Origin of the sequence: Providencia rustigianii DSM 4541 (assembly GCF_000156395.1) — a bacterium.
Classification (GTDB): domain Bacteria; phylum Pseudomonadota; class Gammaproteobacteria; order Enterobacterales; family Enterobacteriaceae; genus Providencia; species Providencia rustigianii.
In genome coordinates, this window is the sequence record NZ_GG703818.1 from 106,499 (window position 1) to 121,289 (window position 14,791).

Here is a 14,791-nt window from a genome sequence, read left to right on the forward strand (position 1 = left end):
CCTCATCACTGCTTGAGTTTTGGATCAAATGCATCGCGTAAACCATCACCCATCAGGTTAAACGCTAATACAGTTAATAAAATTGCTAATCCAGGGAACGTCACAACCCACCAAGCGCTCTGTGCAAATTGCAATACATCAGACAACATGGTTCCCCATTCTGGTGTTGGAGGCTGTGCTCCCATTCCCAGAAAACCCAAGGCAGCCATATCAAGAATGGCATTTGAAAACCCTAACGATGCCTGAACAATTAAGGGGGCAAGACAGTTAGGTAAAATATTAACGAACATTTGACGCAGCGCCCCAGCCCCCGCAACACGAGAGGCAGTGACATAATCACGGTTCACCTCAACCAACACCGACGCTCGGGTGAGTCGAATATAGTGAGGTAGAGCGACAAAGGTTAATGCGATTGAGGCATTAACAATGGAAGGACCGAAAATCGCCACCAGTACCAGAGCCAATAATAAGCTAGGTAATGCCAACATAATGTCCACGGCGCGCATAATGAGAGCATCGATCACACCACCAAAATAGCCCGCAATTACGCCGATAGTGACCCCCATTATCAGAGATAACACAACAACGAGGCAGCCAACTAACAGTGATAACCTTGCGCCATACATTAGGCGAGAGAGTAAATCGCGTCCAACATCATCCGTTCCTAAAATGAATTGCCAACTTCCCCCTTCCATCCACACTGGTGGGTTGAGTAAATAATCGCGGAACTGCTCATCTGGCGCATGGGGAGCCAGCACACCTGCGAAAATCGCAATCAATACCATCAGGATGATATAGAACATCCCGACAACGGCACCTTTGTTACGTTTAAAATAGTGCCAAAATTCTTGCAATGGCGTCATCGGCTTAGGGGCGCTGACAACTTTAGATTCAGTCGTTTGAGACATTTTCGCGCTCCTTATTTCTTATGACGAATACGAGGGTTAACGATGCCGTACAACACATCTACTAAGAGGTTCACAAGAATGATCAAGACTGCAATCAATAAAACCCCACCTTGTACCACTGGATAATCTCGGCGTTGTAGCCCCTCAATTAACCAGCGACCGAGTCCCGGCCATGAGAAAATAGTTTCTGTTAAAATCGCCCCTGCCAACATGACGCCAACCTGTAAACCAATCACCGTCACCACAGGTAATAATGCATTACGTAAAGCGTGGATTAAAATTACGCGAGCACGGCTTACACCTTTTGCTCTTGCAGTACGGATATAATCTTCCCCTAACACTTCCAGCATCGCCGAACGTGTCATCCGGACAATGACTGCAAGAGGGATGGTACCCAATACAATTGATGGTAAAATCAAATGTGCAACCGCGTCTTTAAAGTCCCCGTCCTCTCCCCAAATTAGGGTATCAATCAGCATAAAACCCGTTAGCGGATTTGAATCGTCAATAAATACGGTATCACTCACCCGCCCTGCAACCGGAGTTAGATCCCATTGAACGGAGACCAGCATGATCAACATGATCCCCCACCAGAAGATCGGCATTGAATAACCTGTTAGAGAAAGCCCGATCGCCGTATGATCAAAGATAGAGCCTCGTTTTACTGCGGCGAGAACGCCTACAGGAATTCCCACCGAGATAGCGAAAATCATTGCGCATGTGGCAAGTTCCACTGTTGCAAAAAAGCGTGGGACGAATTCTTCCCAAACACCAATGCGGCTTTTTAAGGAAATCCCTAAATCACCGTGCATAATGCCGTTCAGGTAGTGAAGATATTGCTTCCAAAGTGGCTGGTCGAGCCCTAATTCAGCCATGAGATACGCATGTCGTTCAGGTGATAAACCGCGTTCACCCGCCATAATGGTAACCGGATCGCCCGGGATCATATGAACAAAGGCAAACGTCAGTAGCGTGATACCGATAAATGTGGGGATCACAAGCCCCAGTCGTCGGAGGATAAATTGCAGCATATCCTGAGTCTCTTTAATAATGCCGTTGACGGCTCTTAGTCCGTTTGGCTAGTCAGAAAAAACAATGTTTCCATCTGCTCACAAATAACCAAATCTATCTGTTTCTTCTGGACATCAGAGGAGAAAACGCCCTCCGTTACGCAAAGGCAACGAAGGGCATTTGCAGATTAAAAACAATTACTTATCAATATCTACATTTTCAAAGTGGTGCTTACCTAATGGATCAACCACGTAGCCTTTGACTTCTTTGCGCACTGGCTCAAACACGGTTGAGTGAGCGATGATCAGCGCTGGCGCTTGCTCGTTCATGACAACTTGAGCTTGCTTATATAGCTCAACGCGCTTGTTATGGTCAGAGGTCATTCGAGCCGGCTGAATCACATCTTCAAAGCTCTGGTTACACCATTTGGAGTAGTTAGAACCTTGTTTTTTAGCTGCGCAGCTAAATAACGTAGCAAAGAAGTTATCCGGATCCCCGTTGTCGCCAGTCCAACCCATCATTACAGTTTGAGGCTCGCCGCTCTTCGCACGCTTTAGGTATTCACCCCACTCATAGCTAACGACTTTTGATTTAACGCCAATCTTTGCCCAGTCCGCTTGGATCATTTCAGCCATTCGGCGCGCATTTGGGTTATATGGACGTTGTACTGGCATCGCCCATAGATCGATTTCAAAACCTTCAGGGAAGCCAGCTTCAGCCAGTAATTTTTTCGCTTTTTCAGGGTTGTACTCAGTATCTTTGATGCCGTCGTTATAACCCCACATAGTCGGTGGAATTAAGTTTTTCGCTTTTTGGCCTGCACCCTGATATACCGCTTGGATAATGGCATCTTTGTCCACTGCCATAGATAGTGCCTGACGGACTTTTTGGTTATCCAGTGGCTTTTTCTCAACGTTATACGAGAGATAACCCACGTTCAGACCCGGCTGTTCCATCAATGTAATTTCTTTATCATTTCTCATGCGTTCCAAATCAGCCGGATTTGGATATGGCATGACTTGGCACTCATTTTTTTGCAATTTTGCATAACGAACAGAAGCATCAGGCGTGATAGAGAAAACTAAACGATCAATTTTCGGTACATTACCCCAATAGTTTTTATTCGCTTTATACAGAATACGGGAGTCTTTTTGATACTGTTGTAGTTCAAAAGGCCCCGTACCAATTGGGTTAAGATCCACTTTCTCTGGCGTTTTGGCTTTCATCATTTGGTCTGCATATTCCGCAGACAGGATTGATGCAAAGTCCATCGCCATATCAGCTAGGAACGGAGACTCTGGGCGAGTTAAAGTTACGCGAACGGTGTTATCATCAACTTTTTCCACTTTGTCGATAATCTTATCCATATCCATTCCCATAAAGTATTCATAGCTTCCGCCAGAAACTTTGTGATATGGATGATTAGGATCTTTTTGACGCATGAATGTGTAGATGACATCATCCGCATTAAAATCGCGACTTGGCTTGAAATCTTTGTTCGAGTGCCATTTCACCCCTTTACGAAGATGGAACGTGTAGACCTTCCCATCATCACTCACTTCCCAACTTTCAGCTAAGCCCGGTTCAATCTCTGTTGTACCCAACTTGAATTCAACTAAGCGGTTATATAGCGGGATTGAGCTCGCATCGTAGGTGGTTCCAGAAGTGAATAGCTGCGGGTTAAACCCTTCAGGTGAACCTTCAGAGCAATAGACTAAAGTCTTAGCTTGTACAGACGCAGAAACTGCTAATGCAGCTAATGTTAAACCGACTGTTAAAAAACCTGTCTTCTTCATAGAGAGCGTCATTGGTAATGCTCCTGTGGCGTGTGGTGTTATGTTGTTTTATTGAATACTGAAATCTTCTTGAACAAGACAGATTCCGTATCTGTATTTTTTGTTATTCATTGAGCAATTAATCAACTGGAAACCATTTCGTCAATAGCATCATTCACTGCTAGCATTTAGCTTAAATAACATATTAAGAATGATTTTAGTAAAAAATCAGTTTGAAATGTTATCAAAATGTTTAATAAGTAGCCGTTAAAACCACAGAAATAATAATGAATAGATTTTTATAGGGAGGTTAAATATTTGTATATTTGTGATTAAGTGCTGAATTACTGAACGAAAATAGGGTTCAATGCAAAAAATGACGGTATAAAATTCCAAATAGAATTTATATAAAACTATTTGATAATTTATTGTTTTGCCTGTTTTTTATACGATAATGAATTATTTACTGATTTATATATCATCAAGGTGTTTTAACGAAATAGCGATTAAAATGCCAACAGGTGGATAACGAATAAAAATAAGAGGAAAGACCAAGTAAGGATTTTGAACTTCTTTATACAATCAAAAGAAATAGAGGATAAAAATGGGAATGGTAAAAACGAAAAAACCCACCTCTATGAGGTGGGCTTTGGAATTTGGTCGGCGAGAGAGGATTCGAACCTCCGACCCACTGGTCCCAAACCAGTTGCGCTACCAAGCTGCGCTACTCGCCGAAAACGGTGTGAATAATACTGCCAAGAATGGGGATCGTCAACCCTATTTTTTGCTAAAACTGTTCGTATGCTGATAAAACCATCAAAATGGTATGGTTTCTTAGTTTCCGCCTCAATTTTGGGCAAAAAATAAGCGCTAAAAATATTTTAGCGCTTATTTATGTCTAGCTGGAGTAATTCATTTTTTTGGCATTATTTTCTTACTCAGAAAATAATTGACTAAAAATCAATCTATTGCAGGACGGAAATATCTGCAACTTTTAAGAATAACTCGCGAAGCTGGCTTAATAACGTTAAGCGGTTATTACGTACAGCGGGATCTTCATCCATAACCATGACATTCGCGAAGAACTCATCAACCACTTCACGTAAAGAGGCTAACTCAACCAATGCTTCTTGGTAATTACGCTCTGCAAACATCGGGGCCAATTTATCTTGCAGTACAACTAGATGCGTTGCTAATTTCACTTCTTCAGGTGTTTTCAGAACAGAAGCTAACACGCTATCCGCGAGTTTTTCATCTGACTTACTCAAGATATTAGAGACACGTTTGTTTGCAGCTGCTAACGCTTGAGCTTCATCTAAAGAGCGGAAATGCGTCACCGCTTTTACTCGTGCGTCAAAATCAGCAGGCTGAGTTGGACGACGTGCTAACACAGCTTGGATGGCATCAATGCTATAGCCCAATTCTTGGTACCAAGAACGGAAGCGACCCAGCATAAACTCAACCACATCATCGACCACATTTTTGTTTGTCAGTTTATCGCCATACAGACGTACCGCTTCTTGTGTCATTTCAACAAGATCAAGCTGGTAGCCTTTCTCAACAATAATACGTAACACACCCAGTGCTGCGCGGCGTAAAGCAAATGGGTCTTTATCCCCTTTAGGGTGCTGACCAATACCGAAAATACCAGCAAGGGTATCCATTTTTTCTGCTAATGCTAATGCCGCAGAAACATCGGTAGATGGCAATTCATCACCTGCAAAACGTGGCTGATATTGTTCTTTTAGTGCTAAAGCAACATCTTCTGACTCACCATCGTGGCGAGCATAGTGCATGCCCATAACACCTTGAGTATCAGTGAATTCAAAGACCATATTGGTCATCAAATCACATTTCGCCAGTAAGCCTGCACGGGTTGCATGGTTAACATCTGCCCCAATTTTACTCGCGATCCAGCCTGATAAAGCTTCTAAACGGTCGGTTTTATCACGTAATGTTCCCAGTTGCTGCTGGAACAATACGGTTTCTAAGCGTGGCAAATTATCTTCTAAACGCTGCTTACGGTCAGTTTTAAAGAAAAACTCCGCATCCGCTAAACGTGGACGAACCACTTTTTCGTTACCAGAGATAATTTGTTGTGGATCAGAAGACTCAATATTTGCCACAAAGATAAAGTTTGGCATTAATTTGCCAGCATTATCATAAACAGGGAAATATTTTTGGTCGCCTTTCATGGTATAGACCAGCGCTTCTGAAGGAACGTCTAAGAACTTCTCTTCAAATTTTGCCGTTAATACTACAGGCCACTCAACCAGAGAAGTCACTTCCTCCAGCAAGCTTTCTGTTAAATCAGCTTTACCACCCAGCGCCTGAGCAGCTTTTTCTGAGTCCGCTTTAATTGTCGCTTTTCGTGTTTCATAGTCAGCGATGACTTTACCGCGTTCACGAAGAATTTCTGGGTATTGGTCCGCGTTGTCGATAGTAAACTCAGCTTCACCCATAAAACGGTGACCACGGATAGTACGACCGCTCTTGATACCAAGAATTTCACCTTCAACAACATCGCTGCCAAGAAGTAAAGTGACCGTATGTACTGGGCGTACAAACTGGGTTTCTTTATCTGCCCAACGCATTAATTTTGGAATCGGTAATTTCGACAGTGAACGGCTAACCATATCAATCAGTAATTCACTGACAGCTTGCCCTTTCATTTGAGCACGATACAGTAACCACTCACCTTTATCCGTCGTTAAACGCTCAGCTTGATCTACCGTGATCCCACAACCACGAGCCCAACCTTCAGCCGCTTTAGTTGGTTTACCTTCGGCATCAAATGCTTGAGAAATCGCTGGACCACGCTTTTCAACTTCGCGATCTGGCTGAGCAGCTGCAAGATTTGCCACTTTTAGAGCCAAACGACGAGGTGCTGCAAACCAAGTTACGGCACCATGAGAAATATCTGCGCCATCTAATTCAGCAGTAAAATTTGCTGCAAAGGATTCGGCTAATGAACGAAGAGCCTTCGGCGGTAACTCTTCTGTGCCGATTTCCACAAGGAAAGTCTGTTGAGTCATGACAGCCTCTTAGTTCTTATGACACATAGGGAAACCCAGCGCTTCACGAGAAGCATAATAAGCTTCTGCAACCCCTTTAGTCAGGGTACGAATACGTAAAATATAGCGCTGGCGTTCGGTTACTGAAATAGCCTTACGGGCATCCAGTAAGTTAAAAGTATGAGCAGCCTTGAGAATACGCTCATACGCAGGAAGCGGCAGAGGAGTCTCTAATGAAAGTAAGTATTGGGCTTCTTTTTCATACTCTTCGAAACATTTGAATAAGAAATCAACGTTTGCATATTCAAAGTTATAGGTAGATTGCTCAACCTCGTTTTGATGATAAATATCACCATAAGTGGTTTTGCCCAGAGGGCCATCGCACCAAACAAGATCGTAGACGCTATCAACGCCTTGAATATACATGGCAAGACGTTCAAGGCCGTAAGTGATTTCACCCGTTACAGGTTTACACTCAAGCCCACCCACTTGCTGGAAGTAAGTAAATTGAGTGACTTCCATACCGTTTAACCAAACTTCCCAGCCCAGTCCCCACGCACCTAATGTTGGGTTTTCCCAGTTATCCTCAACAAAGCGGATATCATGAACCGTTGGATCAACACCCAGCTCTTTTAATGAGCCTAAGTAGAGTTCTTGGATGTTGTCAGGTGATGGCTTAATGATTACCTGAAACTGGTAATAATGTTGTAAACGGTTTGGGTTTTCGCCGTAGCGACCATCAGTTGGTCGGCGAGATGGCTGCACATAAGCTGCCGCAATAGGCTCTGGACCTAAAGCGCGCAAACACGTCATTGGGTGTGAAGTACCAGCGCCGACTTCCATGTCCAGTGGTTGAACAATGGTACAGCCTTGGCGCGCCCAGTAATCCTGTAATGTCAGGATAAGACCTTGGAAGGTTTTGGTATCAAACTTTTGCATGTTAGATCCGCACGCGATACGTGAAATTTAAGAAAGTGTCCAGTATACCCGTTGACCGTCAGATATACAGCAATGAATACATCTGTAATCATTCTAAAAAGGAAAAAAATTAATTCCACCCCTTTAAAACTGGTTATTTATCCAGTATAAAGAAGTTATTCTTGGTCTCAAGCGTAACCTCATTAGAAAAAGGATGAAAAATGGAAACATCACCAATTCGCTGCCACTGGGTTAACCAAGACCCGGAATATATTGCTTATCATGATAATGAATGGGGTAAACCCACCAAAGACAGTCTACAACTCTTCGAAATGATTTGTTTGGAAGGACAACAAGCGGGACTTTCTTGGTATACGATTTTAAAGAAACGCCAAGGATACCGAGAATTGTTTCATCAATTTGTTCCTGAAAAAGTGGTATTAATGAATGACTCTGATATTGAGCGCTTGATGCAAGATCCTCGAATTATTCGTAATCGCTTAAAAATCAATGCCATTATTGAAAATGCAAAAGCCTATTTGGATATGCAAAAAAATGGTGAGGATTTTTCCACATTCATTTGGGAGTCAGTAAACCACCAGCCAATTGTGAATAAATGGACAGAATCAAGCCAAGTTCCAGCAGAAACTGAATTATCTAAAAATTTATCAAAAACTCTAAAAAAACGGGGTTTTAAATTTGTGGGTTCGATCACTTGTTATGCTTTTATGCAGGCAACTGGTATGCAGGCAACTGGCATGGTAAATGACCATTTGGTGAATTGTTGCCAATATAGATAAATCAGTATTTATTGATGCCCCCACGTTTATAATAAGAGAAATAGACCAATATTTTTTAATATATTAAATCAAAAAACCACTACCATTAGTTTAATTGATATTTTATTTCCAAAAAATCTCTAATTAAGCTATTGAACTCCAGAGGGGAGCAAGGTATGTTTTAAATTCCATTAACAATCTAATAAACCTATGTGAATTAATACGATGAATTTTTCTAAATTTGGTAATAAATTTGCTAAAAATTCAGGGATTTCAGAATTAATGAAAGACCTGAATGAAGGCATAAGGACTCCGGGCTCAATTATGCTTGGAGGTGGTAACCCTGCTCATATCCCTGAAATGGATACCTACTTCCAGACTTTACTCGCTGACATGTGTGAAAATGGAAAATTGACGGACACATTATGTAATTACGATGGTCCTCAAGGCAAAGATGCCATGTTGAAAGCGCTAGCGGCAACCCTAAAAGCAAAACTAGGCTGGAATATCAGTGCAAAAAATATCGCACTCACTAATGGCAGCCAAAGTGCCTTTTTCTACCTATTTAACTTGCTAGCTGGTCGTTTTGAAGATGGTATCAAGCGTAAAGTTCTATTCCCTATTGCTCCTGAATACGTGGGTTATGCCGATTCAGGGTTAGATGAAGATTTATTTGTTGCAAATAAACCTCAGATTGAATTTTTGCCTGACGGACAATTTAAATATCACGTTGATTTTAATACATTAGAAATCACGGAAGATATTGGCGTTATTTGTGTTTCTCGACCAACAAACCCAACAGGTAATGTTATTACCGATGAAGAAGTTGAGCACCTCGATCAACTAGCCAAGCAACATAATATTCCATTACTGATTGATAACGCTTACGGTGTTCCTTTTCCTGGAATTATCTTTAGCGATGCAACACCATTTTGGAATGAAAATGTCATTCTGTGCATGAGTTTATCAAAACTCGGTTTGCCAGGAACACGTTGTGGGATCATCATTGGTAACGAAGAATTGATCGATGCTGTGAGTAATATGAATGGCATTATCAGCCTTGCACCGGGAGGGATTGGACCGGCATTAGCACTTGAAATGATCCAGCGTGATGACCTGTTTAATCTGTCCCAAAATGTTGTGGGGCCGTTCTATAAAAAACGCGTTGAAGAAGTCATTAAAATTATTCGACGCTATATTCCAGAAGAGAAGTGCCTGATCCACAAACCTGAAGGTGCTATTTTCTTATGGTTATGGTTTAAAGACCTACCTATCAGTAGTTTAGAATTATATCGCCGTTTGAAAGCTCGTGGTGTTTTAATGGTGCCGGGTCACTATTTCTTCCCGGGAATCGAAGATAATTGGCAGCATGCCCATGAATGTATGCGCATGAACTACGTACCAGAACCAGAAAAAATTGAGCAAGGTATCAAAATCCTTGCTCAAGAATTAGAGAAAGCGTTTCAAGAATCTGAACACTAATCCTATTAGAAGACGTTAAAAAAAGCCCTTTCCATCAAAGAAAGGGCTAAAAATTAGCGAGAACTCCATAATTTAAATCGAATATATTTGTTCAAGACAAATACTATTCATGGGTATTAAAACACTTTTCAGATACGATTTATGGCTGGAACAAAGCCCAATTCTTCCCCTATATAGACGGATACTTTTCTTTTTATTCCCAATAATTTTTCTATCTAAATATCATAATGCCCAAAATACAATGGCTAACAGCTGGGGTGAAATTATGCGAAGAAACATCGCCAAGGGATAGACCGTCGCATAAGAAAGAGCCGGAGCACCACTTGTTGGGTGAATATTATTAGCAAATGCTAATGCCGGAGGATCTGTCATTGAACCCGCAAGCACCCCACACAAGCTCAAGTAATTCATTTTACCAAAAACCCGCGCCACGATACCTGTAACAAATAATGGAATAAACGTGATTAATAACCCATATCCAACCCATGTTAAACCATCACCATGAATGAGAGTTTCAATAAAATCCCCTCCCGAATTCAGCCCAACTACGGCTAAAAACATTACTATTCCTAACTCACGTAATGCCAAGTTTGCACTCGGTGGCATAAACCAATAGAGTCGACCAATAGTGCCTATCCGCCCTAAAATCAAGGCAACCACTAAAGGTCCACCGGCTAGACCCAGCTTTAAAGCAGCTGGAAAACCAGGAAGAAAAATGGGTATAGAACCTAAAACAACACCTAAACCAATACCAATGAAAACTGGCAGCATCTGAACTTGCTGTAATTTTTGTTTAGCGTTTCCAAGTAAAGCGGTCACCGCTTCAATTGATTCTGGGCGACCCACAATATTGAGAATGTCCCCGAACTGTAGAACCGAATTGTTACTTGCAACTAAATCAATCCCTGTACGATTTAATCGCGTGACTACCACATCATATTTCTGTTTTAAATTCAGTTCTTTCAGCCTTTTACTCAACACAGCATCATTTGTAACTACCACACGAACTGAATGCAATACAGAGCTGGATGTCGATAAAGAAGCATCCACCTCCTCCCCTAATATCAAACGAACTTTATTTAAATCTTCTTTTAATCCGACAACATGAAGTAAATCGCCAAGATGAATTTCAGTGTTTGGTTGAGGCACCATCAACATTTCACCACGTTTTAGTCTCGAACAAACGATTTCTTCGCTACCTAACATAGGAATATCTTGCATCATCAAACCATCGAGATTGGCATTGCGTACCGCAATATTCATGGTTTGTAGCGCATCACGATATTGAACATTCGAGCTATTAAACTCGGCAGCTTCTTTATCTACACCAATACGGAAAATAACCCGTATTAGCCACATCACCAGTAAAATACCACAAATTCCCATAGGATAAGCCATGGCATAACCCATACCCATTTGCCCCACTAAGCTAGGGTCAGAGCCTAAGTCAGATAGGATCTGTTGACCCGCACCAAGAGAGGGGGTATTGGTTACCGCACCAGAAAAAATCCCTAAAATAATCGGTAAAGGAATATTTGCGACTTTATAGATCACCGCCGTCACTACGGCACCAAGGATCACGATCATCAAGGCAAAACCATTTAGTTTTAAGCCTGAGACGCGCAGAGAAGAGAAAAAGCCGGGGCCGACTTGTATCCCGATGGTATAAACAAACAGGATCAATCCAAATTCTTGAATAAAATGTAGCATGTCGTTATTTAGCAGCAAGCCATAGCTTTTAGCAAAATGACCAACAATAATGCCACCAAACAGTACGCCACCAATCCCCAAACCTACATTACGGATCTTCCAGTTACCAATCCATAGGCCTAATGCAGCAGCTAATGCTAATAAACTCACAGTAAGAGCTAATTCACTCATAGACCGCTATCCTTTTGATGACAATTACCAAAAACATGCGACATACTAGGGCAAAACAACCCTGTTACTGAATCGATTATGCCAAAGTGGAAATCAATAAGTTGTGCCGTAGAGCACAGTTCAGATCAATTAAAAACTATATTTTCAAAAGTTTCGATAAAAACAGATTGTCTTCTATTTATTAACATTCTCAACATAAAGTAATACAAAATGAACTATTTTTAATAAGCCACTTTTAAATAATAATATAATTCTATGATTGTGAATTTTTTGTTTTTAGTTATCATAATCTAAAGTTAGAAATAGCCCATCTTAATGCAGGTCACTAATTATATGCCAAGCTTGATTTTTTTTAGGTCGTTAGTTCTTACCACATCACTGACCGTTACATTAAGTGGCTGCTCAAGTATTATGACTCATGCCGGTCCTACAGACAGTTATTATCCAGGGACTAAAAATAGTGTTGATATGCTCCAAAATGAAGATACTGGCTGGGTAGTTAAACCATTACTTGTCATTGATCTACCTTTTACAGCCTTAATGGATACATTATTAATTCCTTTGGACTATATAAAATCAGATGGAAATCAAGCCAGTGATTCACCCAAAAAACGCGTAGAACAACTGGATAAACAACAAAAATCAATTAATAAATAATGAATTATTAATTGGCCAATCCAATCTTTAAAAGACCTAAATAAACTTTTAGATATGATTGATTTTTTTATATAATTTGCTTTGATTTCATTTTGTGCCATCAATCTTAAATTTCATACTATTATTTACAGTAAAAATATTTACTCACCAAATCACTATTGGCTTAGTAATAACTAATTAGTATTATTTTTATATCTTATGTTGTATGAAAAAATAACCATAAAATAATCATCAATTGAATAAAGAGATTACTATTAATCTCTTTATTCAGATTATTGATTTTATCAATCATTAATTATTTAATCCGGTTTCTACTATATGGAGTTGTCTAAACCCATTAATATCTCGCATAAATGCTATTAACCTATCATTTGGAGAAAAAACAACTGCATCCGCAACAGGAGCAATCTCTGTACGCTCCGTCAACCGTTTTAATTTACCTGTGGCCACATGGCATCTCACCACACTATTATCATGAATAAAGCAGATATATTCCCCAGTTTTATTCCAGTTAAATGCCGATTGGATTGAAGTCATTTCATGAGTAACCTGAGTTAACTCCCCTGTCGATGTTGCAACTAACCAAAGTTGCACAACACCTTGGTCATCATGCATTAAACAAGCAATAGATTGCCCGTCAGGTGAAGAACGCAGCCAATGCCTTGGCTGTTTAGCTAAACCCGGATATTTTCTAGTGTGAGTATATGTTAACCGTCTCTGCTGTACATTTTTAGGTGGTGCAGGAAGGGTAGTTTTCGTTCCTTGCAACGGTGTGTCACCCTGCACTTTAAAATTTTCAGGGTTATCAGGAAGGTCTACAATATAGACCTCTGGAATAATATCCCCATATTGATTATGCGTATCTCCGATAAAAGCTAGGGCTCTTTGCTGCCATTGACCTTGACGATTTAAATAACCATGCAGTCCTATCCAACCCTCTTCATACGCACGACTGATTTCATCACTATTTGGAGCCGGGCTAGCAACAGTTTGAGTCACTACGCTACAAAAAAAATCACCGCTATATTCTCTATGATGTCCTTTAGGTTCCACGTTCACAGCCCCCATAGGCACCGCCACTGCTACATTGCGCTGATCTAATTTAATGTCTAGCTCATGCATAACATGGTCGTTATAGGTAAAACTAAGCCATTTACCATCAGGGCTAAACACATGAACATGTGTCCCTCCCCTTAACGCTCCCACGATATAAGGAGGAGTAATACACATTGCATCGATAGGATAGGCTGTATCGAGGTTATCATCATAAACATAAACACCACGACGATGGTGAAAATCGTACTGCCAATGCTCATCTGGATTTTCAGGCCCATGAATAAACGCGTAACGAGGTGGATTTTCTGAGCTTACAGTGACTACTCCAACATAAGCTCCTTGTTTTCCACGATAAATTTCGACCACTTGTCGTGTAGTAACATGAATTTTTTCTATGGTTAATCCCGTAAACGAGCTACCACTGGGGCGAACATCATACGCTAACCACTGGCTATCCGGCGTCCAGACATTAATATTTGTAAGCTGATGATTGCGGGCATTATCAGTAATACATATTTCTTTATAAGGTATTTTATTATTCAATCTGTTATCCTTTGACATCATTTACTACTGGCTATCGGATTACTTTAACTAATCTATTTTTTGTAGCACTAAAAAATCTCAGTCGAGAAATTACGCAAGTAATATTACCCTTTAATAATCACTATAGTATTGAATAAAACCATCATGTTATTAAGTGTTCTCTACATCATTGGTATTACTGCTGAAGCCATGACTGGCGCATTAGCTGCGGGTCGCCGGAAGATGGATGTCTTTGGCGTGATCATTATCGCTTCTGCCACTGCTATTGGCGGTGGTTCCGTGCGTGATATTCTACTCGGTCACTATCCTCTTGGCTGGGTCGCTCACCCCGAATATATTATGACCGTTGCTGGTGCAGCCATAGTCACTATGTGGATAGCACCTATGATGAAGCATTTGCGTCGCCTATTTTTAATACTCGATGCTATCGGCTTGATCGTTTTCTCTATTTTAGGTGCCCAAATCGCCCTTGATATGAACTATAGCCCAATTATTGCAGCGATTGCTGCGGTGGTTACAGGGGTATTTGGCGGCGTCCTTAGAGACATGTTATGCAATACCATTCCATTAGTGTTCCAAAAAGAAGTTTATGCTGGTGTCTCTTTTGCCGCAGCATGGCTATATATCGGTTTACTACATACGCCACTCCCTAAAGATATTGTCGTGATCATTACTCTGATTGCAGGCCTCAGCGCACGTTTGCTCGCTATTCGTTATCGTTTAGGTTTACCTGTATTTAATTACGAAAACCCCGACTAATATCCAGC

11 protein-coding genes and 1 tRNA gene are annotated in these 14,791 nt (G+C 41.0%); 4 read left to right on the forward strand and 8 right to left on the reverse strand.

What is annotated here, in order from left to right:
* Window positions 1–5: 5 nt before the first annotated feature.
* The 6 genes from dppC to glyQ all read right to left on the reverse strand — a co-directional run bounded on the left by dppC (window position 6) and on the right by glyQ (window position 7,647).
* On the reverse strand, window positions 6–908 hold the full coding sequence (dppC, locus tag PROVRUST_RS05590; protein ID WP_006813756.1) for a dipeptide ABC transporter permease DppC: 903 nt from the start codon (window positions 906–908) through the stop codon (window positions 6–8).
* An 11-nt stretch (window positions 909–919) separates the two neighbouring features.
* Window positions 920–1,939 (reverse strand): dipeptide ABC transporter permease DppB, encoded by a 1,020-nt coding sequence (gene dppB, locus PROVRUST_RS05595; RefSeq protein WP_006813757.1) that lies wholly within the window; start codon window positions 1,937–1,939, stop codon window positions 920–922.
* Between the two features lie 177 nt (window positions 1,940–2,116).
* Entirely contained in the window at window positions 2,117–3,727 is a 1,611-nt protein-coding gene (gene dppA, locus PROVRUST_RS05600; protein WP_039854558.1) for a dipeptide ABC transporter periplasmic-binding protein DppA, read from the reverse strand.
* A gap of 624 nt (window positions 3,728–4,351) precedes the next feature.
* A tRNA-Pro gene (locus tag PROVRUST_RS05605) sits at window positions 4,352–4,428 on the reverse strand.
* Between the two features lie 231 nt (window positions 4,429–4,659).
* Window positions 4,660–6,729: a glycine--tRNA ligase subunit beta gene (glyS, locus tag PROVRUST_RS05610; RefSeq protein ID WP_006813759.1), complete on the reverse strand. Its 2,070-nt coding sequence runs from the start codon at window positions 6,727–6,729 to the stop codon at window positions 4,660–4,662.
* Between the two features lie 9 nt (window positions 6,730–6,738).
* Window positions 6,739–7,647: a glycine--tRNA ligase subunit alpha gene (gene glyQ, locus PROVRUST_RS05615; RefSeq protein ID WP_006813760.1), complete on the reverse strand. Its 909-nt coding sequence runs from the start codon at window positions 7,645–7,647 to the stop codon at window positions 6,739–6,741.
* 200 nt (window positions 7,648–7,847) lie between these two features.
* On the opposite strand from glyQ, the gene PROVRUST_RS05620 reads away from it, so the two are divergent.
* Both PROVRUST_RS05620 and PROVRUST_RS05625 read left to right on the forward strand, forming a co-directional pair.
* The gene (locus PROVRUST_RS05620; RefSeq protein WP_006813761.1) at window positions 7,848–8,426 is read left to right on the forward strand and encodes a DNA-3-methyladenine glycosylase I; all 579 of its coding nucleotides are present in this window, start codon (window positions 7,848–7,850) and stop codon (window positions 8,424–8,426) included.
* Window positions 8,427–8,630: 204 nt separating this feature from the next.
* Window positions 8,631–9,887: a valine--pyruvate transaminase gene (locus PROVRUST_RS05625; protein ID WP_006813762.1), complete on the forward strand. Its 1,257-nt coding sequence runs from the start codon at window positions 8,631–8,633 to the stop codon at window positions 9,885–9,887.
* A gap of 222 nt (window positions 9,888–10,109) precedes the next feature.
* Here PROVRUST_RS05625 and PROVRUST_RS05630 read toward each other — a convergent pair whose 3' ends face one another.
* Window positions 10,110–11,768 (reverse strand): putative transporter, encoded by a 1,659-nt coding sequence (locus tag PROVRUST_RS05630; RefSeq protein ID WP_006813763.1) that lies wholly within the window; start codon window positions 11,766–11,768, stop codon window positions 10,110–10,112.
* 333 nt (window positions 11,769–12,101) lie between these two features.
* Between PROVRUST_RS05630 and PROVRUST_RS05635 the strand changes: the two genes are divergently transcribed.
* Window positions 12,102–12,425, forward strand: coding sequence for a YceK/YidQ family lipoprotein (locus tag PROVRUST_RS05635; RefSeq protein WP_039854562.1), 324 nt, complete (start codon window positions 12,102–12,104; stop codon window positions 12,423–12,425).
* Window positions 12,426–12,716: 291 nt separating this feature from the next.
* Here PROVRUST_RS05635 and PROVRUST_RS05640 read toward each other — a convergent pair whose 3' ends face one another.
* Window positions 12,717–14,045, reverse strand: coding sequence for a YidR family protein (locus tag PROVRUST_RS05640; RefSeq protein ID WP_006813765.1), 1,329 nt, complete (start codon window positions 14,043–14,045; stop codon window positions 12,717–12,719).
* A 123-nt stretch (window positions 14,046–14,168) separates the two neighbouring features.
* On the opposite strand from PROVRUST_RS05640, the gene PROVRUST_RS05645 reads away from it, so the two are divergent.
* Entirely contained in the window at window positions 14,169–14,783 is a 615-nt protein-coding gene (locus PROVRUST_RS05645; protein WP_006813766.1) for a trimeric intracellular cation channel family protein, read from the forward strand.
* Window positions 14,784–14,791 lie beyond the last annotated feature (8 nt).